Here is a 22,314-nt window from a genome sequence, read left to right on the forward strand (position 1 = left end):
CCAGGCGTGGCGCAGGCTGAGGCGAGGCTGCTCGTGGTCGAGGACGACCCGAATATCCGCGAGCTCCTCTCCGCCAGCCTGCGCTTTGCCGGCTTTGCGGTGGACGCGGTGACCACCGGCAGTGAGGCGGTCACCGCGGCCCGCGAGGCCAAGCCCGACCTGGTGGTCCTCGACGTGATGCTGCCCGACCTCGACGGCTTCGAGGTGATCCGGCGCCTGCGCGAGGGCGGGGTACGGCTCCCGGTCGTCTTCCTGACCGCCCGCGACGGCACCGAGGACAAGGTCCGTGGTCTCACGCTCGGCGGCGACGACTACGTCACCAAGCCGTTCAGCCTGGAGGAGCTCACCGCCCGCATCCGGGCCGTGCTGCGCCGCACCGCCGGCGATCCCGGGCCCAACCGCCTGGTCTTCCACGACCTGGAGCTGGACGAGGAGACGCACGAGGTGAGCCGGGCGGGGCAGACCATCGCGCTGTCCCCGACGGAGTTCAAGCTGCTGCGGTACCTCATGCTGAACGCCGGCCGCGTGCTGTCCAAGGCCCAGATCCTGGACTTCGTCTGGAACTACGACTTCCGCGGCGACGACAGCATCGTGGAGTCCTACATCTCCTACCTGCGCCGCAAGGTCGACATCGCCGAGCCGCGGCTCATCCACACCCTGCGCGGCGTGGGCTACGTCCTGCGCCTGCCCGTCTGATCCGGTCCTGCGGTGCGGTTCATCGCCGACGTTCCGCTGCGGGTCAAGCTCGTGGCGGCCGTGCTGACGCTGGTAACCATGGCGCTGCTCGTCATCGGCGTCGCGAGCGCCCTGGTCATGCGCAGCTCGATGATCGACAAGGTCGACGGCCAGCTGCGCCAGCTCGCCGGCAACGTCGACCTCGACCGGCTGCAGGCGCAGGTGCAGGCCCAGACCCGCGGTCAGGCGTCGGTCATGACGCAGAGCAACTACTTCTACTTCTATCTGGCCTACAACTCCAAGGACCAGCTGGGCTGGCAGATCGTCGGGCTGTCCGACAGCGATCCCCGGCCGCCCCTGCCGGTGGGTGACGACGTGAGCGACCACATCGGCGAGCCCTACACCGTGACCGCCGCCAGCACCCGCGAGCGCTGGCGCGTGCTGATCATCAAGCGGCCCACCACCCGGCAGGACGGCGTCAACGTCATCGGCGTCGCCGAGAACCTGTCGATGATCGACAACGCGGTCGACGAGCTCGTCGCGGCCGAGCTGTTCATCGGCGCGGGCGTGCTCGTGGTCATCGCCGCCGTCGGGGTCACCATCGTGCGGACCAGCCTGCAGCCGCTGCGCGACATCGAGCGCACCGCGGCCGCGATCGCCGCGGGCGACCTCACCAAACGTGTGCCCGAGAGCCCGCCCGAGACGGAGATGGGCCACCTCGCCGGCGCGCTGAACGTCATGCTCGGGCAGATCGAGGGGGCCTTCCGCGTGCGCGAGGCGTCCGAGGAGCGCATGCGGCAGTTCATCGCCGACGCCTCCCACGAGCTGCGCACGCCGCTCACCACGATCAGGGGATTCGCCGAGCTGTACCGCCAGGGCGCCGCCCGCGCCCCGGAGGAGACCTCGGCCCTGCTGCGCCGCATCGAGGACGAGGCCAACCGGATGGGGCTGCTCGTCGAGGACCTGCTGATGCTGGCCCGCCTCGACGAGGAGCGCCCGCTCAGCCTGGCCGACATGGACCTGCGGGTGATCGCCGGTGACGCGGTCGCGGCCGCCTCCGCCGTGGCTCCCGACCGCGACATCGCGCTGGAGCTCGAGACCGACGAGCCCATCGAGGTCAACGGCGACGAGGCGCGGCTGCGGCAGGTGGTCGGCAACCTCATGACCAACGCGCTGACCCACACGCCGCCGGGCACCCCCGTGCAGCTGCGGCTGCGCCGGGACGGCGGCGACGCGCTGATCGAGGTCGTGGACCACGGGGCGGGCCTGACCGACGAGCAGGCGGCCCGCGTCTTCGAGCGCTTCTACCGCGTCGACAAGGCCCGTACCCGCCAGCAGGCCGGCGGCTCGCACAGCGGCAGCGGGCTGGGCCTGGCGATCGTCGCCGCGCTCGTGGCGGTGCACCAGGGCACGGTGTCGGTCTTCGTCACGCCGGGTGGCGGAGCGACCTTCCAGGTCCGGCTTCCCCTCACAGCCGGTTCCCAGGCCGCTCCCGGTGGCCCGCAAGCAACTGCGGCCAAGCTCAAATCATGAGCGAACAGCAGGGATGGGCGCAGACGCCGGCCGCCGAAGCACAGCAGCACATGCCTTCCAACCACGTGCCGCCGCACGTCCCGCACATGCAGCACCCCCCGCAGTGGTACCCGCCGTCGTCACCCTATGTGACACCCGCCACCGCGGTGCCGGCCCCTCTCAGGAGCCGCCGGCTGAGCAAGGGCGTCGTCGCGGTGGTCGCCGCGGTCGCGATCTCCGCCGCGTCGGCCTTCGGCGGCGGGGTCGCCGCCCTCGAGCTGCGGCCGCCGAGCGCGACGAACACCGTCGTCAGCGCGCAGGACTCCGGCACATCGAAGACGGGCAGCACGAACCTCGCCGACGTCGCCGCCGCCGTGCTGCCGAGCGTGGTCTCCATCAACACCGGCTCCGCGGTCGGCTCGGGCGTGATCATCACGGCCGACGGCGCCATCCTCACGAACAACCACGTCGTCGCGACGGCCCGCGGCAACACGGTGCAGATCAGCTTCTCCGACGGCAAGTCGGCCACCGCCCGGATCGTCGGCACCGACGAGGCCGACGACCTCGCGGTCGTCAAGCTCATGGGCGGCGGCACCTACACCCCGCTGGCCTTCGCCGACAGCTCCTCGGTCAAGGTGGGCGACGCGGTCCTCGCCGTCGGCAGCCCGCTGGGCCTGCAGGCCTCGGTGACCTCCGGCATCGTCAGCGCGCTCAACCGTGAGATCGACGAGAGCGCGGAGTCGGGCCAGGGCGGCCGCGGCCAGCAGGTATCGACCGGCGCGAAGATCACCGGCGCGATCCAGACCGACGCCGCGATCAACCCGGGCAACTCGGGCGGCGCCCTGGTCAACATGGCCGGGCAGCTCATCGGCATCAACACCGCCATCGCCTCGACCAGCGAGACGGCCGGCAACATCGGCGTCGGCTTCGCGATCTCCAGCAACACCGCCAAGTCTGTCGCTCAGCAGCTGCTCAGTTAAGCAAACCCGTGCGGCCCGCACGGGTCCGCACGGCAAAGGCTGGATTCCCCTCCCAGAAAAGCAAGAGGCGGCGCACTTGGCGGAGTGCGCCGCCTCTTGCCGTGCTCAGTCCGCCCAGCCGAAGGAGCGCTCCACGGCCCGCAGCCACAGCGCGTGCCCGCGGTCGCGCTGCTCGGCCGCCATCGAGGGCTCCCAGCGCTTGTCCAGCTGCCACTTCTCACGCAGCGTGTCGGTGTCGGGCCAGAACCCGACCGCCAGCCCCGCCGCGTAGGCGGCCCCGAGCGCCGTGGTCTCCGCGACCGTCGGGCGCACCACGGGCACGTCCAGCACGTCGGCCTGGAAGGCCATGAGCAGGTCGCTCGCGGTCATCCCGCCGTCGACCTTGAGCGTCTCCAGCGGTACCGCCGACTCCGCCATCATGGCGTCGACCACATCTTTCACCTGCCACGCGGTGGCCTCCAGGGCCGCGCGGGCGAGGTGGCCCTTGGTGACGTAGCCGGTGAGCCCGGTGATGACGCCCCGCGCGTCCGGGCGCCAGTGCGGCGCGAAGAGGCCCGCGAACGCCGGCACGATGTAGCAGCCGCCGTTGTCCGCCACGGTGGCGGCCAGCTCGTTGATCTCCGGGGCGGAGGCGATCAGCCCCAGGTTGTCCCGCAGCCACTGCACGAGCGAGCCGGTGATGGCGATGGAGCCCTCCAGCGCGTACACCGGGTCCGCGTCGCCGATGCGGTAGCCGACGGTGGTCACCAGCCCCCGCTCGCTCGCCACCGGACGGGTGCCGGTGTTGAGCAGCAGGAACGAGCCGGTGCCGTACGTGCACTTGGCCTCCCCGGGCGCGAAGCACGCCTGGCCGAAGAGCGCCGCCTGCTGGTCGCCCAGCGCGCTGGCCACGGGCACGCCGTGCAGCAGGGTCCTCGCCTCGCCGTAGACGTAGGACGAGGAGCCGATCTCGGGCAGCATGACCCGCGGGATGCCGAACGCCGCCAGCAGCTCGTCGTCCCAGTCCAGCGTCGTGAGGTTCATGAGCATCGTGCGGCTGGCGTTGGTCACGTCGGTCACGTGCCGCCCGGTCAGCTTCTCGATGAGCCAGGTGTCGACGGTGCCGAAGCGGATCTCGCCCGCCTCGGCCCGCGCGCGCAGGCCCGGCACGTTGTCGAGCAGCCAGACCACCTTGGGGGCGGCGAAGTACGTGGCCAGGGGCAGGCCGCAGCGCTCCCGGAAGCGGTCCGGGCCCGCGTCGCCGGCCAGCGAGCGGATCAGCGCGTCGGTGCGGGTGTCCTGCCAGACGATCGCGGGGTGCACCGGCTCACCGGTGCGGGCGTCCCACAGGATCGTGGTCTCGCGCTGGTTGGTGATGCCGATGGCGGCGACATCGGCGCGGGAGAGCCCGGCCTGGTCCAGGGCGCGGGTCGACACCGCCTGGACGTTGTGCCAGATCTCGACCGGGTCGTGTTCGACCCAGCCGGGGCGGGGGAAGCTCTGGCGGTGTTCGCGCTGGTCAAGCGCCACGATGGCGCCGTCGGCGTCGAACACGATCGCACGGGTGGAGGTCGTGCCCTGGTCGATGGCGAGGATAAACACAGTGCCATCTTCGCCGAAGCTCTGTCACGTTCGGGACGGAACCTTTCCGGCTCCTGCGGCGGCCCCTAGAGTCCGGGGCCGGAGTCGTGTCCATTCAGGAGCGCCAGTGTCCGTCATCGAGACGCGCATGAGTGTCTGGGAGGCCCTCGCCGGGCGTGCCCCGGGTGTCCCGCTCGGCCCCGCCGACGTCGGGCTGTGGCACGCGGTGACGGACCGGCTCAACCCGGCACGGGCGCGGCCGGTGCTGCGCGAGGGTGTCGAGGCGGTCACGCTGACGTCGGCCCGCGGGGTCGAGTACGTCATGCTGCGCTCGCCCGACCACGGCGAGTCGAGCTACCTGCGCCTGACGCCGGAGGAGTACCGGCTCGCGCGGCTCATGGACGGCAGCCGCACGGTGGCGCGGCTCGTGGCCGAGTTCGCGCGCATCTCGGGCCGGCTCGCCCCCGACCAGGTGACCCGGATCGTCGCCGACCTCGCCGGCAACCGGATGCTCGACGAGCTGCCCGTCGACGCGTTCAGCAAGCTCCAGCGCGTGCACCGGCGGCCGTGGCCGATCCGGCTGGGCCGGGGGCTGCTGGCCACCGCGCAGGGCCGCCGGGTCGTGCTCGCCCGCGTGGACCCGGTCGTGACCTTCCTGTACAAGGCGGGCGGCCGGCTCTTCTTCACCCGGATCGTCGCGGTGCTCTGCGGGCTCGTGGCGGCGGCCGGCCTCGGCGTGTTCGTGTGGAACTGGTTCCGCGCGGACCAGTCGGTGTTCCTCACCAACGACTCGTACTTCTCCGGCGCCCTCGTCCTGCTCGGCCTGAACGTGGTGGCGCTGGCCTGCCACGAGCTCGGGCACGCGCTGGGCGCCAAGCACGCCGGCCGGCGCGTGCCCGTCGCGGGCTTCCTGGTGTACTTCGGCATCCCCTCCGTCTTCGTGGACACCACGGACGTGTGGATGGCCGGCCGCCGGGCCCGGCTCGTGACCACCATCGCCGGCCCGGCCACCGGCCTGGTGCTCGCCGGCGCCTGCCAGCTCGTCGGCGTCTTCTTCCCCGAGCTGGAGCCCTGGACCTTCAAGCTGGCCTTCGCGTGGTACCTCAACGCGCTGTTCAACCTCAACCCGTTCATGGCCCTCGACGGCTACTACCTGCTCATGGACTGGCTCGAGGTGCCGAACCTGCGCGCCCGCGGCCTCGCCTGGGTGCTCGCCCGGCTGCGCCGCCGCCCGCCGCGCTTCTCCGAGCTCGACCGTGAGGGCCGGCTCGTCGCGCTCTACGGCATGCTCGCCGTCGTCTGGATCGCGATCGCGGTCAACCTCGTCTACCGCGTCTACACCGACCGCGTCGCCGGCGTCGTGACCGGCCTGTGGAACGCCGGGTGGCTCGCCCGGGGGCTGCTCGCCGTGATCGTCGCGGGGCTGCTCGCGCCGGTGGTGTACCTGTTCTTCGGCTGGCTGCGGCGGCGCGGCCGGCGGGTGCGCGACCGGCTCGGCGAGCGCAGGCTCGGGCGCGACGAGCCCCGCCGGTTCGCCGCGCTGAGCTCCTCGGCGCTGTCCAACCTGCCGCCGGACGCCCTCGCGCGGCTCGCCGGGGACGCCCGCTGGGTGCACCCGCGCACCGGCGACCAGCTCGTCTTCGCCGGTGCCGCCCAGCCGTCGGTGTTCGTCGTGGTCGACGGCGCCCTGGAGGCGAGGCGGCCGGGCGATCCCACCGGTACCGTCCGGGAGCGCGTCGGCCGCGGCGGGGTCGTCGGCCTCGCCAACGCGCTGACCGGCGCCCCGGCCGCGCTGAGCTGGATGACCGCGGGCACCACGCTGCTGGCCATCCCCGCCTCGACCGTCTCGGCCGCCGTCGGCCCGCTGCCCGGCCCGCCGCCGGTGGAGCGCGCCGAGCTCGAGACCCTCCTCGACGAGACGCCCGCGCTGTCGAGCCTCGGCCCCGAGGACCGCCTCGGCCTGCTCACCCGCGCCCGGCCCATGCAGCTCGGCCCCGGCCAGCCGGTCGTGCTGCGCACCGGCAACGACGCGCTCGTGGTCGAGTCGGGCTCGCTGGTGCTGCCCGAGGGCGTCGAGCTGCACCGCGGGTCGATGATCGGGCCGTACGGCGACGGCTCGCCCGGCCAGGTGGCCACCGCCCGCACCCCGGCCCGCGCGTGGCTGCTGCCCGCCGTCGCCGGGCTGCCGCTGCTGCTGGGCCGGCCCGCCGACACGATCCCGGCCGGCGGCCGCCGCCCGCTCGCGGGCGCCCACCCGCCCTCGAACTACCCGCCGCTGGCCGCGCCGCCCGGACCGCCCGCGCCCGCCGACGACAGCGTCGACCGCCGCTTCGAGCGCCGGCTCTGGTGGCTGCTGGTCCTGCTCCTGCTCCTCGCCGTGTTCCTCACCGGCGCGAACCTGTTCACCGGGCCGGTGTGGGCGGAGATGCCGACCGACAGCGCCCTGGTGACCGTCACCCGCGGCGACGCCACCGTGCGCGTCAACGGCACCGACCGCACCATGACCCGCGATGACAAGGTGTACGTCCAGCAGGGCGACTCGATCCACGTCAGCGTCAAGTCGACCGTGTCCCTGACCTTCCGGGGCGGCAGCGCGACGGTGCTCTGCGCCGGGGCCGACGTGCGGGTCGGCGCCCTCGTCAGCGGCCCGGCCGGCGGCCTCGGCACGCCGATCGAGCCGACCGCCGCGCTGAGCCTCGACCAGGGCCGGCTGCTCGTCGACACGACGAGCACGACGACCGCCTTCGAGCCGCTGCGCCTCACGGTCGGCCCGGTGACCAACGAGGGCGCGGCCCGCTTCGCGCTGCCCGCGAGCGGCGACCCCGAGGTGGGCCGGGGCGTGGTGAAGCTGGCCGGCACCGTCGTCGACCCGAGCTCGGCGGCCGACCTGACCTGCGGCGACGGGGTGGCGCTGCCGAAGCCGGGCGGGACGCCGACCGTGGTGCCGTCGGCGTCGGACACGCCGTCGGAGCTGCCCTCGCCGAGCGACTCGCCGTCGGCGTCGGCCTCGGCCTCGGACCCTGCGTCCACGGAGGCGACCCCGACGAAGACGCCGACGAAGACCCCGACCCCGACGAGGACGACCGCCAAGCCGCCCACGACGACGCCCGCCGTCCCGCCGACGACGACGGCCGGCCCGCCGCCGGACACCACCGTGCCGACCGCGCGGCTCGTCGCCTCCCCGGCCAAGTTCTACCGCTCGTTCAGCGGCAGCCCGTGCTACGACGGCTCTGCGCTGCCCGGCGACCCGATCAGCTCGACGATCACCGTCACGGCCATCGACGCCGGCGGCACGGAAGGCTCGACGGTCAAGTCGCTCACCTACTCCGGCGGCGGCAAGTCGGGGTCGCTGCGTCCCTCCGGCGGCAACGGCAAATGGTCGGCGAGCTTCCCGGCGCAGGAGGGCTACGGTGACGCCGTCACGTTCACCGTCACCGTCATCGTGGCTGACGCGGCCGGTAACACCTCCAAGGCCGCATCGACAACGGTCTCGGTAACCTCCTGCCAGTACATCGGTTGAGTTGGAGTTCACGTGCTTTGTTGGTTCTGCGCCAAGGCGGCGCGGGGGTCATGCCGGTTCTGCGGTCGCGGGCTGTGCGAGGACCACGCGAAGTTCGGCCCCTACCTGCTCGAGGTGCACCGCTCGCAGCGCCGCGGGCGGGCGGAGGGGCTCGTGGTGGAGGACGCGGTGCAGTGCGGGACCTGTCGCCCGCGGCCGCAGCCGATACCGATGCCGGAGCTCGACTGAGCCCGGGTGGTACACGATCTGGGGGGAGATTGCGATGTCCGACTTCGATGAGGTGCTGGAGCGCCTGCTCGGCGATCCGGCGTTCAAGGCACGGCTGGCGGCCGACCCGCAGGGGGCCCTGGCCGGCTACCGGCTGACCCCCGACGAGCTGGACATCCTGCAGACCCAGCTCGGCGAGGCGGGCGGCGGCGGCCAAGCCCACGTCCAAGCCCACGTGGAGCAGCGCACGAGCAAGGCGAGCATGTTCGGCGTGTTCTCCTCGATCGGCTCCGGCCTCGGCGACGTGCTGCACGGCCACGGCGCCGGGTTGAACGCCCACGAGGTGTCGAACGCCCACGAGGTGTCGAACGCCCACGGGGTGTCGAACGCCCACGAGGTGTCCGCCCGCGGCCTGGGGGTGCACGGCTCCGGCGGGTCGGACCTGGGTCAGCGGATGCACGACGTGGTCGAGCAGCAGGCCGGCGGCCGCCACGCCGCCCTCGAGCCCGCCGGCCCCGAGCCCGCCGGCGGCGCGCAGGGTGGCGGCTCGATCGCGCACGCCGTCCAGGACGCGGGCGCCGGCCGGCATGCGGCGGGCGGCTCCTACTCCCACACCGACTACCACAGCGAGACCCACACCTCGGGCACCGTCTACCGCTCCGGCACCTACAGCGGCGCGACCGGCGGCACCCCGGCCGAGCCCGCCGCCCAAGGGGGCGCCGGCGTCGCGGCCGGCCTCGGCGGCTACCAGCCCGGCGGGCACGGCGGCGGGCTCGGCGCCGGGCTGCAGGATCTCGGTCGGCAGAGTGCCGGTCAGCATGGTGCCGGTCAGGGTTTTGGTCAGCAGGATCTCGGTCAGCAGGGTCTCGGTCAGCAGGGCCTCGGGCCGTCGCAGTCCCAGCAGGGCGGGATCGCCGGCAGCCTGTCGGGCCTGGCCCAGCACGCGGGGCACGCCCAGGTTCCCGGGTCCGCGCCCACCGACGGCTACCACACGCGCGTGGACTGGGACGGCGACGGGCGCTGGGACCAGCACACCTACGTCAACCGGGCCGACGGCGGCGTCGACATCGTGGTCGACACGAACGGCGACGGGCGTCCCGAGTTCGTCGGGCACGACGTCAACCGGGACGGCCTGATCGACTCCTCCGACGTGGACTCGAACTCCGACGGTGTCGTGGACGCGCGCTACGAGGACGTCAACGGCGACGGGTGGCTGGACCGCCGCACGCGCTGAGTGGCACGTTTCCGGGAGCCGGTCGCTCCCGCCGTTCCCTACCGTTCTAGACGTACCGCGCCGCAGCGGTAGATCGAAGAATCCGGGAGCAGGTTATGAGCGACTTTGACCTCGACTGGGGCATGGAGCACGAACTCCACGTCGACCATGACGGCGGAGTCGACCACGGCCTGGTGGACGCGCACGTATATGAGGGACACGACCAGCACGACCCATACGCCGACGCCACCCACGAGGGTGACGCCGGCCACGACCTGCACCACCTGAGCGAAGACACGCACCAAGACACACACCACAACACGCAGGACGGCCACGACTACACCGCCGAGGCCGAGCTCGACCCCGTGGACGCCCACCACGACGACCCGCTGACCCTCGACGAGCAGGACATCGACCTGCCCGACTGGCAGCTGGACACCTCGTTCCTGGACGGCCACTACGACCTGGTGGGTGCGGCCCCTGACGAAAACGACATGTGGTCGCAGTTCATGACCGACATGCACGAAGAGGTCAACCCGTACGCCGCCGGCTGAGTCCCGGTCGGTGCGCTCCGGAGCGCACCGACCGGCCCGTTCACGCCGTCCGGAGCTTGATCGCGCTCGGCGGCCCCGAGCTCGCGTAGTACCAGCCCTGGGCCGTGTCGCAGCCGAGCTCCAGCAGCCGGCTCGCCTGCTCCGCGGTCTCCACGCCCTCCGCCGTCACGCTCAGCTTGAGCGTGTGGGCCAGGCCGATGACCGCCGCCACGATCTCCTGGTCGACCGGGTCCGGCCCCTCCGGCGGGCGCAGCCCGGCCACGAAGGAGCCGGCCAGCTTGAGGCTGTGCACGGGCAGGTTGCGCAGGTACGCGAAGTTCGAGTAGCCGGTGCCGAAGTCGTCGATCGCGATGCGCGGGCCGAGCGCGGCCAGGGCGTTGAGCGCCTCGATCGGGTCGTCGCCGGTGCTCATGACCGCGCTCTCGGTCAGCTCCAGCTGCAGGCCCTCCGGCGGCAGCCCGGTCTGCTCGAGGATCGCGCGCACGTCGCGCACGATGGTGCGGTCCCGCATCTGCCGTACGGCCAGGTTGACACTCATGATCGGGGCGCGGTCGCCCACGGCGCGGCGCCACTCGGCGGCCTGCCGGCAGGCCTCGTGCAGGACCCAGCGGCCGAGCGGCACGATGAGCCCGGTCTCCTCGGCCATGCCGATGAACGCGTCCGGCCCGAGCACCCCGAAGCGCGGGTGCCGCCACCGCACGAGGGCCTCGACGCCGATGGTGACCCCGTCGCCGAGGCGGACGAGCGGCTGGTACTCGACGAAGAACTCCCGCCGCTCGAGCGCGGCGGGCATGGAGGCCGACAGCTCGTACCGCTTCACCTCGCGCGTGTGCCGCGCGGCGTCGAAGAGCGCGAGACGGTTGCGGCCGTCGGCCTTGGCCCAGTAGAGCGTCGTGTCGGCGGCCTTCATGAGCTCGGCGGCGCTCGTCCCGCGCAGCGGCTGCTCGACCACGCCGATGCTGGCCGAGATGCTGATCTCGTGGCCGCCGACGTGGACCGGGGCGCGCACGGTGTCCAGCGCCTTCTCGGCGACCGCGACCACCTCGTCGATGCCGCCGCAGCGCTCCACGAGCACCACGAACTCGTCGCCGCCCATGCGGGCCACGAGCTGCCGCTCACCGCTGATCGAGCGGGCCAGCCGCCGGGCGACGGTCTGCAGCAGCTGGTCGCCGACGTCGTGGCCGAGCGTGTCGTTGATGACCTTGAAGCCGTCGACGTCGAGATAGCACACGCCGACCCGGGCCTCGCCGCCCTGACCTTCGCCGCTCTGGCCCTCGCCGTTCTGGCCCTCGCCGCTTTGGCCCTCGCCGTTCTGGCCCTCGCCGTTCTGGCCTTCGCTGCCCTGGGCCTCGCCGCCCTGGGCCTCGCCGCCCTGGCCTTCGGCGTCCCGGGCCCCGTCGAGCAGGGACCCGAGCCGCTCGAAGAACAGCGTGCGGTTGGGCAGCTGGGTCAGCGGGTCGTGCAGGGCCTGGTGGCGCAGGCGCACCTGCAGCAGGTACCGCTCCGTGATGTCCTCGAACATGGCCACCATCCACCGGGGGCGGCCGTCCTCGTCGCGGATGATCGAGGCGACCAGGTCCGTCCAGACCCGGTGGCCGTCCTTGTGCACGTAGGGCTTCTCGATGCGGAACTGGTCGCGCCCGCCCGAGAGCACCTCCTCGAACATGGCGCCGGCGGTCGGCGGGTCCTCGGGCAGCACGAAGTCCTCGAAGGACATCGAGCGCAGCTCCTCGGCGCTGTACCCGAGCATGTCGCACAGCGCCTGGTTGACCTCGATCACCTGGCCGTCGACGGTGCTCACGCTCATGCCGATCGCGGCCCCGGCGAAGATCGCCTGGAACCGGGCCTCGCTGACCCGCCGGCCCTCCTCGGCGCGGGCGCGGGCCCACAGCGCCGCGGTGCGGATCTCCTCCTGCTCGTCGAGCACCCGGTCGCGCAGCGCGAGCGCGTAGCCGGACGCGAGCGCGCCCTGGATCTGGGCGACCCGCTTCACCGGCGCGTTGCCGAACTGCTCGGCGAGCACGGCCAGGGTCCGCTCGAGCGTGGTGGGCTCGGTGAAGTGCGCGGCGACCAGCGTCGAGCCGACCTCGCGCACGTCGGTGGGGTCGAAGGTCTCGGCGGTCAGCGCCTGGATGACCCGCGTCGAGAGGCTGGTCAGGAAGTCCTGGACCTCGAGGCCGTTCATCGACACGTAGCTGGTCCCGGCGATCGCCAGCGACCAGGCGCGCGCCATCCGTTCGGCGGCGCGATGGGGGCGGTCCCACGAAGTCGGCGTGGGGCTGATGGCGGTCATGGTCGGCGCGGCTAATCCTTGCGCGCGACGACCGCGCTGCCGACCGCGTTGCCGTCCGGCGGGGACTCCTCGTCGCCGTCGGGGCGCCAGAGGTGGGTCGCGACGACCCCGGGCGGCAGCGGCGTCAGGTCGCCGAGCAGGGCCGCCACCTGCTCCTTGGTGCGCAGGACGAGCGGGGTCGGCGACTTGCGGTACATCTCCCAGGCCTTCTCCTCGGCCGGGGTGAGCGGGCGGTCGATCCCGGCGTGCGAGAGCACCACGTGGCTGCCGGGCGCTCCGGCGGTGGCGTACCCGGCGACGATGTCGGCCGGGCGCAGCTCGTCCGGGACGAAGTGCAGGACCGCGACGAGCAGGAAGGCGATCGGCCGGCTGAAGTCCAGCAGGTCCTGGATCTCGGGCTGGGCCAGCACCTCGGCCGGGGAGCGCAGGTCGCCGGCGACGACCGCGGTGCCGGGCACCCCGGCCAGGATGGCGCGGCTGTGCGCGACCGCGACCGGGTCGTGGTCGACGTAGACGACCCGCCCGTCGGTGATGCCGGCGTCGGTGAGCAGCTCGTGCACGTTGCCGACGGTCGGGATGCCGGAGCCGAGGTCGAGGAACTGCCGGACGCCCTGCGCGGCGAGCTCACGCACCGCGCGGCGCAGGAAGGCCCGGTTGCTGCGGGCGAGCCCGGCGACGGCCGGCATGACCTTGAGGACCTGCTCGGCGAAGGCCCGGTCGGCGGCGAAATTGTGGGATCCGCCGAGGTAATAGTCGTAGACCCGGGCCACACTCGGCCGGTCGAGGTCGACGTCGGCCGGGGCCCAGCTGGGACGATCCACGGATCAACACTCCTCGACCTGGTCGCTTCGCCGCCGAGCATACGTGCGGGCGGGCGGCGAGCAAACCCGCCGCCCGCCCGGACGAGTATCGATCAGCCGATCAAGGTGTAACGGTTGGCCGGCCCCGGAGCAATGGGCCCGGTGGCCAGGTAGGCGGTCAGGGCGTCGACGTCGAAGCCGGGAGCGGTGACGCGGCCCGTGCCCTTCGCGAGGTTCAGGAAGCCGTCACCGCCGTTGGCCAGGAAGTCGTTCGTGGTCACCTTGTAGGTGGCCGCCGGGTCGAGGGCGACCCCGTTGAGCTGGATGTTGCTGATCTTCGATCCGGCCGGGGCCGAGGCGCTGATGCTGTACGTGAAGCCGGCCGAGACCTGCAGCATGCGCTGGACGGTCTGGCCCTGGAAGCCCACGAACTGCTGCTCGAGGACGTCCTTGATCTGCGCGCCGGTGAACGACTGGGTGACGACCAGGTTGTTGAACGGCTGCACGGTGAACGCCTCGCCGTACGTGACCTGGCCGGGCGCCTCGCCGCCGGGGGAGTTCGCGTAGATGAGGGAGGCACGGATGCCGCCCGGGTTCATGAACGCGATCTGGGCCCCCGCCGAGGCCTTGGTGTAGGCCAGCTGCGCGTCGGCGATGACGTCGCCGAGCGGGGTCTCACCGGAGGCGACCTGGGTCGTGGTGATGTCGGCGGTGATGCTGCCGATGACCTTGTTCGCCAGCGGCGCCACGGCGACGCGGTACTTGTCCGCGATCTTCTTCACCTTGGCGTCGACCAGGGCCGTGTTGCGCACGAAGTTGCCGGCGGCGTCCTTCTGGTAGGTGCCGTCCGCGTTCTTCACGCCGTTGTCGACGATCACGTTGGTGCCGGACGCGTCGACGAACTTGCGCGTCTTCTTGTCCAGCGTGACCCGGATGTCGGTGACCAGCGTGCCGGCCGTGCCCGCGCTCGTGACCAGCGAGTTCTTGCCCGAGGAGTTGGGCAGCTCGCAGCTGTAGAACCGGTGCGTGTGGCCGGAGACGACGACGCCGTAGGCCGGGTTGAGGCCCTTGGTGATGTCGGTGATCGGGCCGGCGAAGTTGGCGCAGCCGGACGGGTCCAGCGGCGCGGGCGGGCTGCTCTGCATGCCGCCCTCGTGCACCACGAGGACCATCGACTTGATGCCGAGCCAGCCCAGGATCGTGGCGTACTTGTTCGCCGTCTCGACCTCGTCGTGGAAGTCGACGTTCTTGATGCCCGCGGGGTTGACGATGCCCGGCGTGGCCTCGAGCGTCATGCCGACGAACGCGACCGGCACGCCCTCGTAGAAGCGGATCGTGAACGGCAGCAGGATCGGCAGGCCGTTGGACTTCTGGGTGACGTTGGCGGCGAGGTACTGGAACTTCGCCCCCGCGAACCCGTCGCCGTCCTGGCAGCCGTCGGTCGGGTGGCAACCGCCGAACTGCATGCGGTAGAGCTCGGTGACGCCCTCGTCGAACTCGTGGTTGCCCACGGAGGCGAAGTCGACGCCCATCGCGTTGAGGACCTCGATCGCCGGCTCGTCGTGGAACGCGGCGCTCACCAGCGGCGAGGCGCCGATGTTGTCGCCGGCGACCACCGTGTCGCTGCTCTTGACGCCGGCCTTCTTGGCGTCGTTGCGCAGCTTGGTCAGGTAGGTCGCGAGGTACTCCGAACCACCGGCGGGAACGCCGTTGATGAGCCCGCCGCTGCCGGTCGGCGGGTCGATGTTGCCGTGGAAGTCGTTGAAGCCGAGCAGCTGCGCGGTCGTCGTCGGGCCGGTCTTCTCGGCGAACGAGACCTTGGCCGGGGTCAGTGGCGTCCACCGGTCCGATGCCTGCGATCCGCCGGTCTTGGCCAAGGGCAGCAGTGCGACGACCGCGACGGCGAGCGCGGGCACCGCGAGGTGCTGCGCTAACCGCCAGCCGCGGGCGCTTGGCTGGGCCATGATCTCTCCTTTTGGAAGGGACACATGCGTAGATGGACATCCTTGTCGATCGCGTCCGCCGCGCGCGAGCACCACTGGTCGTCGGTTCGGTGTCGTACGGGTAAAAGCGAGGGTCGGCAGCGTGCACGGAACGCACGGGCCGAACGGGCGGTACACACTGCGCGACGATGCAATACCGCTAGGTATCTAGTACGTTGCCGGGGAAGGGGCACCTCGCGTACGGAGGCGGTCACCATGCTGAGGCGTTTCACGGCGGTGCTGGTCGTCCTCGCATCGGCCGCGCTGAGTGGAATGATCTTCCCCGAACGGGTGAACGCCGCCGACCCCGACGGCTGGAAGCCGGTCTTCGCCAACACCTTCGACGACACGGGCACCCTGCCGACCGGCTGCTCCGCCTACGACGGCGCGCCCGAGGGCGCCCAGGCGAGCTACTTCCGCCCCGAGGCGGTGACGGTCGCCGGCGGCCACCTGAGCCTGGCCCTGCACAAGCGCACCTACGGCGGCAAGCCCTACGTCACCGGCGAGCTGCGCTGCGTCGGGGCCGCCCAGCAGTTCGGCCGCTACGAGTTCAAGGCCCGCGTGCCGGTCGGCGCGGGCATCGACTCGATGGCCCTGCTGCGCCCGGTCGACCGGGCCGCGGACCACAACGACTCGCAGCTGGAGATCATGGCGAAGCCCGGGGCCGAGCAGGCCCTGGTGAGCAACTCCGACGGCACGACGACGAACACCCGGGCGCTGACGGGGACGTTCCGGGACTGGCACACGTACGTCATCGAATGGGCCCCGTCGGGCTTCAAGGTGTACGTGGACGGCGCCCTGCAGTGGCTCGATCCCGCGGTGTCGACGGAGCCGCGGTGGTTCGGCTTCGCCGTGACGACCGGCGACCGGGCCGGGACGCCGGGCTCGTCGACCGCGCTGCCGGCCGAGTTCCAGATCGACTATCTGCGCATCTGGTCCTTCGCCCCGGACGACGCCGGCTCGCCGGGCCCGGGGGCGGCGCCGTTGACGCGGGAGGGGGCCATGCCGGCCGCGCCTCCCGTGGATCGGCATTGGTCGCTTTGGCTGGCGGTGGCGGCGGTGGTTACGGCGGCGTTCGCGGTGTTCGGGCTGGTCGTGCACAAGACGCGGCCGCATCGGCCGAAGTCCGCGCACCGCGCTTGAGTTCCGCGCACCGCGCTTGAGTTCCGCGCACCGCGCTTGAGTTCCGCTCGTTCGCCTGGTTCTGCGCGTTCGCCTGATTCTGCGCGGTTCGCCTGGTGATTGCGTTCGCCTGGTGATTGCGTTCGCCTGGTGTTGGCGCTCGGCTGGTGTTTGCGCGAAAAGTCGGGCGCTTCGCGCCGCGACTTTTCGGATTTATCCCCCGCCGGGCGATAAATCCGAATAGGTCGATTCGGCGACCGCGGTGCGCGGTTCCTCGGGCGCCGGTTTCGTCGCTCAGCGGAATCCGCTGGGGGCGAAACGACCTGGCGAACCCGCGGCGGGCCGCGAATCATCGGCCGATGAGAATCCTCGTACTCGGCGGCACCGTCTTCCTCGGCCGCGCCCTCGCCCGTCAGGCGCTCCAGGCCGGCCACGACGTCGTCTGCGCCGCCCGCGGCGAGTCCGGCGAGCCCGTCGAGGGTGCCGCCTTCGTCCGCGTCGACCGCGACCGCCCCGACGGCCTGGACGCGATCGAGGGCGCCTTCGACGCCGTCGTCGACGTCGCCCGTCACCCGCACCACGTCCGGCACGCCGTGGCCGCGCTCAGCGGGCGCGTGGGGCACTACACGCTGGTGTCGAGCTGCTCGGCGTACGCCGACAACGCGACCCCGGGACAGACCGCCGCGACGGCGCCGCTGCTGCCGCCGGACTTCGACGGGGATCCGGGGGCGGGCGCGGAGGAGTACGGGCGGTGCAAGGTGGCCTGCGAGCGCCTCGCGGCCGACGGGTTCGGCGCGGATCGCACGTTCCTCGTGCGCGCCGGGATGATCGTGGGGCCGGAGGATCCGACGTACCGGTTCGAGTACTGGGTGCGCCGTGCGCTGCGCGGGGGCGAGGTGCTGGCCCCGGGCGGGCCGGACGAGGCGGTGCAGCTCGTGGACGCGCGCGACCTGGCCGACTGGATCATCGCCGCGGGCGGCAGTGGGCTGGCGGGGGCGCTCGACGGCATCGGGGCGCCGATGCGCCGGGCGGAGTTCCACGCGGGCTTCGCCGAGGCGGCGGGCGTACCCCAGCAGCTCACCTGGGTCGCCCAGGACTTCCTGCTCGATCGCGGGGTGGCGCCCTGGAGCGGGCCGCGGTCGCTGCCGTTCTGGCTGCCCCTGCCGGAGTACGCGGGCTTCCTGAGCCGTGACGTGTCCGCCTCGCTCGCCGCCGGCCTGCGCATCCGGCCCCTCGCCGAGACCGTCCGCGACACCATCGCGGCCATTCGTGACGCATCCCACATCGATGCGAAGAACGGCCTGGGTATCGATGAAGAGGCGCAGCTGTTGCGTGAATGGCACGAGCGGTGAGCCGGCGACTGGCCCGTGTTCGTGAGTATCACGCTCGCCACAGCGGGAAAAGGCTGTCGTGTCCCCGACCGTTGCCGATGAACATCCGTGCCCACGAGGCGTCCAGCGCCCCCCGTGCGGGCGTTCCCAGGGAACTCACAGCGAATTCAGGCGTCTGACGGGCAGGTAGAGCACGTATCACTTGTTGCAACCGAAGCGAACCGGAGCAGTCTCCCGAACGTCTTGGTAAGTGGTGCAACTCTCAGGGGTCGTCACCGAATCGCCCTGAGGGGCGGAATTCGGAAGGCGCTCTGACTGTTGTGTAGGGGGCATACCCGGGGGGCACCCGTTTTAGCAGGGTGAAACGGGGAAGGCGAAGGATGGAGCGGGGAGGGGCCCGAAGGTGGAGAACGTGAAAGTGGAGATGCGACCCGATACAGGCGCCGAGGAGCGTGACCTGGTCGGCGTGTACCTGCATGAGATCTCCCGCACGCCGCTGCTCGACGCCGCTTCTGAGGTCGAGCTGTCCAAGGCGGTCGAGGCTGGGCTCTACGCCGAGCACCTGCTCGACAGCGACGAGATCCCCGACGGCGTGACCGCGGAGGAGCTGCACCGCCTCGTGGCCGACGGCGAGCGGGCGAAGGACCGGTTCATCCGAGCCAACCTGCGCCTGGTGGTGTCGATCGCGCGGCGCTACGTGCGGTCCGGCATGCCGATGCTCGACCTGATCCAGGAGGGCAACACCGGCCTGGTGCGCGCCGTCGAGAAGTTCGACTACGTGCGCGGATACAAGTTCTCGACATACGCGACGTGGTGGATCCGCCAGGCGATCAGCCGGGCGATCGCGCAGCAGGAGCGCACGGTCCGGCTCCCGGTGCACCTCGTCGAGGACGTCAACCGGATGCGCAACGTCGCGCGGCAGCTCACCCGTGAGCTCGGCAACGACCCGGAGCCGGAGCAGCTGGCGACCGCGCTCGGCGTGCCGGTCGAGCGGGTGCACGAGCTCATGCGCTGGTCCCAGGACACCGTGTCGCTCGACACCCCCGTGGGTGACGACGGCGACACCAACCTCGGCGACCTGGTCGCGGACTCCGACGCCCCGTCGCCGGAGGACGTGGTCCTGGCCGCGCTGGAGCGCCAGCGGATCGAGGGCCTTCTCAACCACCTGGACGACCGTTCGGCCGGCATCATGCGGGCCCGCTACGGCCTTGAGGACGGTCGTGAGCACTCGCTGACCGAGGTGGCGACGCGGTTCTCGCTGTCCCGCGAGCGCATCCGCCAGCTGGAGATTCAGGCGCTCGGCCGGCTGCGTGAGCTGGCCCGGGCGGAGGGCCTGCAGGCCGCCTAGCAAGCAGCGACATCCCCCAAGACGAGCAAGCCCCGGGTCGGAGCGGACCCGGGGCTTTTCGCGCCGCGAGACTGGACCGGTCAGCGGCGAACGGCGGCGAAGACGCGAACCGAACGGCGGCGCGAACCGTCGCGGCGGGGAACAGCTGGTGGCGCGGACCGAGCGGTGGCGCGGACCGAGCGATGGCGCGAACCGAACGACTGCGAAGGTGCGGCGGTGGCGCGGACTGAGCAGCGGAGCAGGTGGCGGGACATGGCTCAGGGCCGCGGAACCGGACAGCTCCGCGGCCCTCGAGACGGCCATGAGGCGGGCGGCCTCAGAACGGGTCGCCGCAGACCTTCCAGGACCCGCTCTCCTTGACCAGGTCGAAAGTGTGGCTGGACTTGCCGGCGTTCTGGTAGGTCACGCTGGCGTCGATCACGGCGCTCTCGTTGCCGTTGTTGTTGCTGTAGGAGCCGCCCCAGCTGATGTCGTGGGCGGTGATGGGGTCCTTCTTGACGTACGCCTCGAAGGTCTCCGGCCCGTACTTCTGCTGCGCCGATGAGCACAGCAGGTCGTAGGCGGCCTGGGTCTTGCCGGTCTCGAGCGCGGTCAGGAAGTCCCCGGTCGCGGCCTTGGGTTCTTTCGTGGAGCCGTTGACGACAAAGAAAATTCCGGCGATGCCGCCTCCGCAGCAGAGCACGAAGAGCCCGATCGCGCCGAAAATAATGATCTTCCAGGTTTTACTCACGGGCCTCAGCGTATGAATCGAGATCAAGCCCTGATGTAAACCATTTGACGCAGGTCATGCCCGATGCGCGACGATCCCCGCGAACGAAGCCGACGCCGCGGAACGCGAGTGGCAAACGAGGGCCGCGAGCCGGCAGCTGCAGACTCGAGCCGTGAACGAGGCAGCGAGCCGCGGAACGCGAGCCGCGAACGAGGGCCGTGAACGCGAGCCGTGAGCGAGGGCCGCGAGCCGCGGAACGGCAGCCGTGAACGAGGCAGCGAGCCGCGGAACAAGAGCTGCGAAACGAGGGCCGTGAAACAGGGAGTCGCGAGCCGGGAGACTCAGGCGCGCTGGGCGACGACGAAGAGGCGAGGGAACGGCAGGATCGTGCCGAAGGCGTCCCGCGGGTACAGCTGCCGCATCCGCTCCTTCACCTCCGCCGTGAACTCCACGAGGTCGTCGCCGGACAGGGCGTCGAGGTAAGGCCGCAGGCCCGTCCCCTTGAACCACTCGAAGACCGGGTCCTCGCCGGGCAGCACGTGGTAGTAGGTCGTCTCCCACGCGTCGACGGTCAGGCCGGCCCCGGACAGCAACCGTACGTAGTCGGCCGCGCCCAGCACCGGCGACGCCGAGCGCGGTCCCGTGGTGCCCGCGGCGCCCCCCAGCAGCGGTGCCCAGCGCTCCCGCGCCGCCACCGCGACCATGCCCGGGTCGAAGGAGAGCGGCACCTGGAAGGCGAGCGTCCCGCCGTCGTCGAGCGCCGCCGCCCACAGCGGCAGCAGCGTCTCGTGGTCGCCGACCCACTGCAGCGAGGCGTTGGCCACGATGACGTCGAGGGAGCCGCGCCCGGGCCGCCACTCGCCCGCGTCGGCGAGCTGGAACGTCACCTGGGCGGTCCGGTGCTCCGCGGCCGCCGCGATCATCGCCGGTGAGGAGTCGAGGCCGAGGATGGCCGCGTCCGGCCAGCGGGCCGCGAGGGTGGCGGTCATCGTGCCGGGGCCGCAGCCGAGGTCGACGACGGCGACCGCGGACGTGGTGGGGATGCGGGCCACGAGCTCGTGGAAGGGGCGGGCGCGCTCGCCGGCGAAGCGCTCGTACTGCTGCGGATCCCAGGACGCCATGCCCCAATGATGGAGGGCCGCGGATCGTCGCGATCCGCGGCCCTCCAGCTCGTCGTCGGGAGCCTAGATCTTGACGCGGCCGTATCCGTAGACGCTGCCGCTGATGTTGGCCTCCCGCACCACATCGCCTGTGTGCGGGGCGTGGATCATCCGGCCGGGCGACACGTAGATGCCGACGTGGCCGAGGTTGTTCATGAAGACGAGGTCACCGGGGCGGGCCTCCGACGCGGAAATGTGCTGCACGACCTTCCATTGGTCGGCGGCGACGTGCGGCAGATTCGCGCCCACCTGCTTCCAGGCCATCATCGTCAGCCCCGAGCAGTCCCACTGGTCCGGGCCGGCCGAGCCCCAGTGGTAGGGCTCGCCCTGCTGCGCGTAGGCGAAGTTGATGACCTTCTGGCGTGTGGCGTCGTCGACCTGGGGCGCCTTGACGCTGTTGTAGGCCACTTTCTTGGCGCCCGCGTTGGCCGCCTTCCTCTGCAGGTCCTGGAGCTTCTTGACGTCGCCCTCGATCTGCTTGCGCTTGTTCTCGAGGTCGGCCTTCTGCGCGTTCTGGCCCGCGATCGTCTCGTCCAGCTTGGCCTTGGCGGCCTTGTAGTCGTCGATCTCCTTCTGCTGCTGATGGGTGATCTGCTGCAGCATCGACAGCTGGTCCATGAGCGAGCCCGACGACGTCGCGTTGAGCACGAGGTTGAGGTTGCGCAGGTTGCCGTTTGTCTTGAACGCGGCGATCGCGATCTGCTCGACGCCGGCGTTGGCGTTGGCCACGCTGTCCTCGAGCGTCTTCGCGCTGGTCTGGGAGGTGGCCAGGTCGGAGTTGATTTTGTTCCAGGCCTCGATCGTGTGCTCGAGCTCGTCGTTCTGCTTGTCGAGCTGGGCCTCGATCTCGGCGAGCGTCGGATCGGCGTGTGCGACCGTGGCGGGTGCCATCACAGCGAGTGACACGAACCCGATGAGCAGGGTCCGTAGTGCCGAACGGCGGGCACGATGTCCAGTGGACAAGGGAAGACCCTTCTGCACCGACCGCCTACCGGGTTAGCTGACGGGTTCGGGCGGGAAGAGATAGCGCCCTACCGCAGCGTTGCGGATTCACCCCGGAGATATGGGTCCCCGGCTCGATGCGCGCGCCCGGAGGTGGGTGCGCGCGGAGCTCGATTCGGCGGCGCTTGCCCGGTGCCATCCGGGGTGGATGACGGACTGCCGAGCAGGCCAGCGCCTAACTTAACGTGAGCATCCGCCGGGCGAAAGGCGTGCGTCCCGCTCGATATCTATTACCCCAAAAGTCCGTATTACCGCCGGTTGGCCCCCCGTATCGGACCGTGACATCGGTGCCGGACGGTTACGGATTCGGGGCTTGATTCTTACGCGGGAGCGGGTTAAATACTCC

16 protein-coding genes and 1 riboswitch are annotated in these 22,314 nt (G+C 71.5%); of the genes, 9 read left to right on the forward strand and 7 right to left on the reverse strand.

All coding sequences use genetic code 11. The annotated features are described in order from the left end of the window. Positions 1-6: 6 nt before the first annotated feature. Genes ACQP1P_RS05520 through ACQP1P_RS05530 form a run of 3 tightly spaced genes read left to right on the forward strand, consistent with a single transcriptional unit; the run spans position 7 to position 3,167 of the window. Positions 7-696, forward strand: a complete 690-nt coding sequence (locus ACQP1P_RS05520; protein WP_350627064.1) for a response regulator transcription factor — start codon at positions 7-9, stop codon at positions 694-696. A gap of 12 nt (positions 697-708) precedes the next feature. Then, positions 709-2,208 (forward strand): ATP-binding protein, encoded by a 1,500-nt coding sequence (locus ACQP1P_RS05525; RefSeq protein WP_433083722.1) that lies wholly within the window; start codon positions 709-711, stop codon positions 2,206-2,208. Then, positions 2,205-3,167 carry a S1C family serine protease gene (locus tag ACQP1P_RS05530; RefSeq protein WP_433083724.1) on the forward strand — a complete coding sequence of 321 codons (963 nt, stop codon included), beginning with the start codon at positions 2,205-2,207 and terminating at the stop codon, positions 3,165-3,167. Before ACQP1P_RS05525 ends, ACQP1P_RS05530 begins: the two co-directional genes overlap by 4 nt. A gap of 105 nt (positions 3,168-3,272) precedes the next feature. On the opposite strand, the gene glpK is transcribed toward ACQP1P_RS05530, so the two are convergent. Continuing rightward, on the reverse strand, positions 3,273-4,748 hold the full coding sequence (glpK, locus tag ACQP1P_RS05535) for a glycerol kinase GlpK (RefSeq protein ID WP_433083726.1): 1,476 nt from the start codon (positions 4,746-4,748) through the stop codon (positions 3,273-3,275). Positions 4,749-4,875: 127 nt separating this feature from the next. Between glpK and ACQP1P_RS05540 the strand changes: the two genes are divergently transcribed. From ACQP1P_RS05540 to ACQP1P_RS05550, 3 genes are all read left to right on the forward strand, one after another. Beyond that, entirely contained in the window at positions 4,876-8,247 is a 3,372-nt protein-coding gene (locus ACQP1P_RS05540; protein ID WP_433083728.1) for a cyclic nucleotide-binding protein, read from the forward strand. A 262-nt stretch (positions 8,248-8,509) separates the two neighbouring features. Further along, positions 8,510-9,688, forward strand: coding sequence for a hypothetical protein (locus tag ACQP1P_RS05545; RefSeq protein WP_433083730.1), 1,179 nt, complete (start codon positions 8,510-8,512; stop codon positions 9,686-9,688). Positions 9,689-9,783: 95 nt separating this feature from the next. Then, the gene (locus ACQP1P_RS05550; protein ID WP_433083732.1) at positions 9,784-10,221 is read left to right on the forward strand and encodes a hypothetical protein; all 438 of its coding nucleotides are present in this window, start codon (positions 9,784-9,786) and stop codon (positions 10,219-10,221) included. A 40-nt stretch (positions 10,222-10,261) separates the two neighbouring features. On the opposite strand, the gene ACQP1P_RS05555 is transcribed toward ACQP1P_RS05550, so the two are convergent. From ACQP1P_RS05555 to ACQP1P_RS05565, 3 genes are all read right to left on the reverse strand, one after another. Continuing rightward, a complete protein-coding gene (locus ACQP1P_RS05555; protein ID WP_433083734.1) occupies positions 10,262-12,514 on the reverse strand; it encodes a putative bifunctional diguanylate cyclase/phosphodiesterase in 2,253 nt (750 codons plus the stop codon). A gap of 11 nt (positions 12,515-12,525) precedes the next feature. After that, complete coding sequence (locus ACQP1P_RS05560; protein ID WP_433083736.1) at positions 12,526-13,335, reverse strand: SAM-dependent methyltransferase; 810 nt, start codon at positions 13,333-13,335, stop codon at positions 12,526-12,528. 92 nt (positions 13,336-13,427) lie between these two features. Next, the gene (locus tag ACQP1P_RS05565; RefSeq protein ID WP_433083738.1) at positions 13,428-15,278 is read right to left on the reverse strand and encodes a bifunctional metallophosphatase/5'-nucleotidase; all 1,851 of its coding nucleotides are present in this window, start codon (positions 15,276-15,278) and stop codon (positions 13,428-13,430) included. A gap of 234 nt (positions 15,279-15,512) precedes the next feature. Here ACQP1P_RS05565 and ACQP1P_RS05570 point away from each other — a divergent pair, with 234 nt between their 5' ends. The 3 genes from ACQP1P_RS05570 to ACQP1P_RS05580 all read left to right on the forward strand — a co-directional run bounded on the left by ACQP1P_RS05570 (position 15,513) and on the right by ACQP1P_RS05580 (position 19,097). Next, complete coding sequence (locus ACQP1P_RS05570; RefSeq protein WP_433083740.1) at positions 15,513-16,439, forward strand: glycoside hydrolase family 16 protein; 927 nt, start codon at positions 15,513-15,515, stop codon at positions 16,437-16,439. 338 nt (positions 16,440-16,777) lie between these two features. Beyond that, positions 16,778-17,770, forward strand: coding sequence for an NAD-dependent epimerase/dehydratase family protein (locus tag ACQP1P_RS05575; protein WP_433083742.1), 993 nt, complete (start codon positions 16,778-16,780; stop codon positions 17,768-17,770). Positions 17,771-18,173: 403 nt separating this feature from the next. Continuing rightward, positions 18,174-19,097, forward strand: coding sequence for a sigma-70 family RNA polymerase sigma factor (locus tag ACQP1P_RS05580; RefSeq protein WP_350620449.1), 924 nt, complete (start codon positions 18,174-18,176; stop codon positions 19,095-19,097). 316 nt (positions 19,098-19,413) lie between these two features. On the opposite strand, the gene ACQP1P_RS05585 is transcribed toward ACQP1P_RS05580, so the two are convergent. The 3 genes from ACQP1P_RS05585 to ACQP1P_RS05595 form a co-directional block, all read right to left on the reverse strand. Next, entirely contained in the window at positions 19,414-19,827 is a 414-nt protein-coding gene (locus ACQP1P_RS05585) for an Rv0361 family membrane protein (RefSeq protein WP_433083744.1), read from the reverse strand. A 320-nt stretch (positions 19,828-20,147) separates the two neighbouring features. After that, on the reverse strand, positions 20,148-20,927 hold the full coding sequence (locus ACQP1P_RS05590; protein WP_433083746.1) for a methyltransferase domain-containing protein: 780 nt from the start codon (positions 20,925-20,927) through the stop codon (positions 20,148-20,150). A gap of 63 nt (positions 20,928-20,990) precedes the next feature. Beyond that, the gene (locus tag ACQP1P_RS05595) at positions 20,991-21,857 is read right to left on the reverse strand and encodes an NlpC/P60 family protein (protein WP_433083748.1); all 867 of its coding nucleotides are present in this window, start codon (positions 21,855-21,857) and stop codon (positions 20,991-20,993) included. A 79-nt stretch (positions 21,858-21,936) separates the two neighbouring features. Continuing rightward, a riboswitch (cyclic di-AMP (ydaO/yuaA leader) is annotated at positions 21,937-22,099 on the reverse strand. Between the last annotated feature and the right edge of the window lie 215 nt (positions 22,100-22,314).

This window comes from Dactylosporangium sp. CA-052675 (assembly GCF_050947935.1).
In the GTDB taxonomy this organism is placed as follows: domain Bacteria; phylum Actinomycetota; class Actinomycetes; order Mycobacteriales; family Micromonosporaceae; genus Dactylosporangium.

Excerpts from the sequence above, each read along its gene's own strand:
- ACQP1P_RS05580 (WP_350620449.1), top strand. The coding sequence starts at position 18,174 with ATGCGACCCGATACAGGCGCCGAGGAGCGTGACCTGGTCGGCGTGTAC.
- ACQP1P_RS05530 (WP_433083724.1), top strand. The coding sequence starts at position 2,205 with ATGAGCGAACAGCAGGGATGGGCGCAGACGCCGGCCGCCGAAGCACAG.
- ACQP1P_RS05565 (WP_433083738.1), bottom strand. The coding sequence starts at position 15,278 with ATGGCCCAGCCAAGCGCCCGCGGCTGGCGGTTAGCGCAGCACCTCGCG.
- ACQP1P_RS05570 (WP_433083740.1), top strand. The coding sequence starts at position 15,513 with ATGCTGAGGCGTTTCACGGCGGTGCTGGTCGTCCTCGCATCGGCCGCG.
- ACQP1P_RS05555 (WP_433083734.1), bottom strand. The coding sequence starts at position 12,514 with ATGACCGCCATCAGCCCCACGCCGACTTCGTGGGACCGCCCCCATCGC.
- ACQP1P_RS05550 (WP_433083732.1), top strand. The coding sequence starts at position 9,784 with ATGAGCGACTTTGACCTCGACTGGGGCATGGAGCACGAACTCCACGTC.
- ACQP1P_RS05545 (WP_433083730.1), top strand. The coding sequence starts at position 8,510 with ATGTCCGACTTCGATGAGGTGCTGGAGCGCCTGCTCGGCGATCCGGCG.
- ACQP1P_RS05540 (WP_433083728.1), top strand. The coding sequence starts at position 4,876 with ATGAGTGTCTGGGAGGCCCTCGCCGGGCGTGCCCCGGGTGTCCCGCTC.
- ACQP1P_RS05575 (WP_433083742.1), top strand. The coding sequence starts at position 16,778 with ATGAGAATCCTCGTACTCGGCGGCACCGTCTTCCTCGGCCGCGCCCTC.
- ACQP1P_RS05595 (WP_433083748.1), bottom strand. The coding sequence starts at position 21,857 with ATGGCACCCGCCACGGTCGCACACGCCGATCCGACGCTCGCCGAGATC.
- ACQP1P_RS05590 (WP_433083746.1), bottom strand. The coding sequence starts at position 20,927 with ATGGCGTCCTGGGATCCGCAGCAGTACGAGCGCTTCGCCGGCGAGCGC.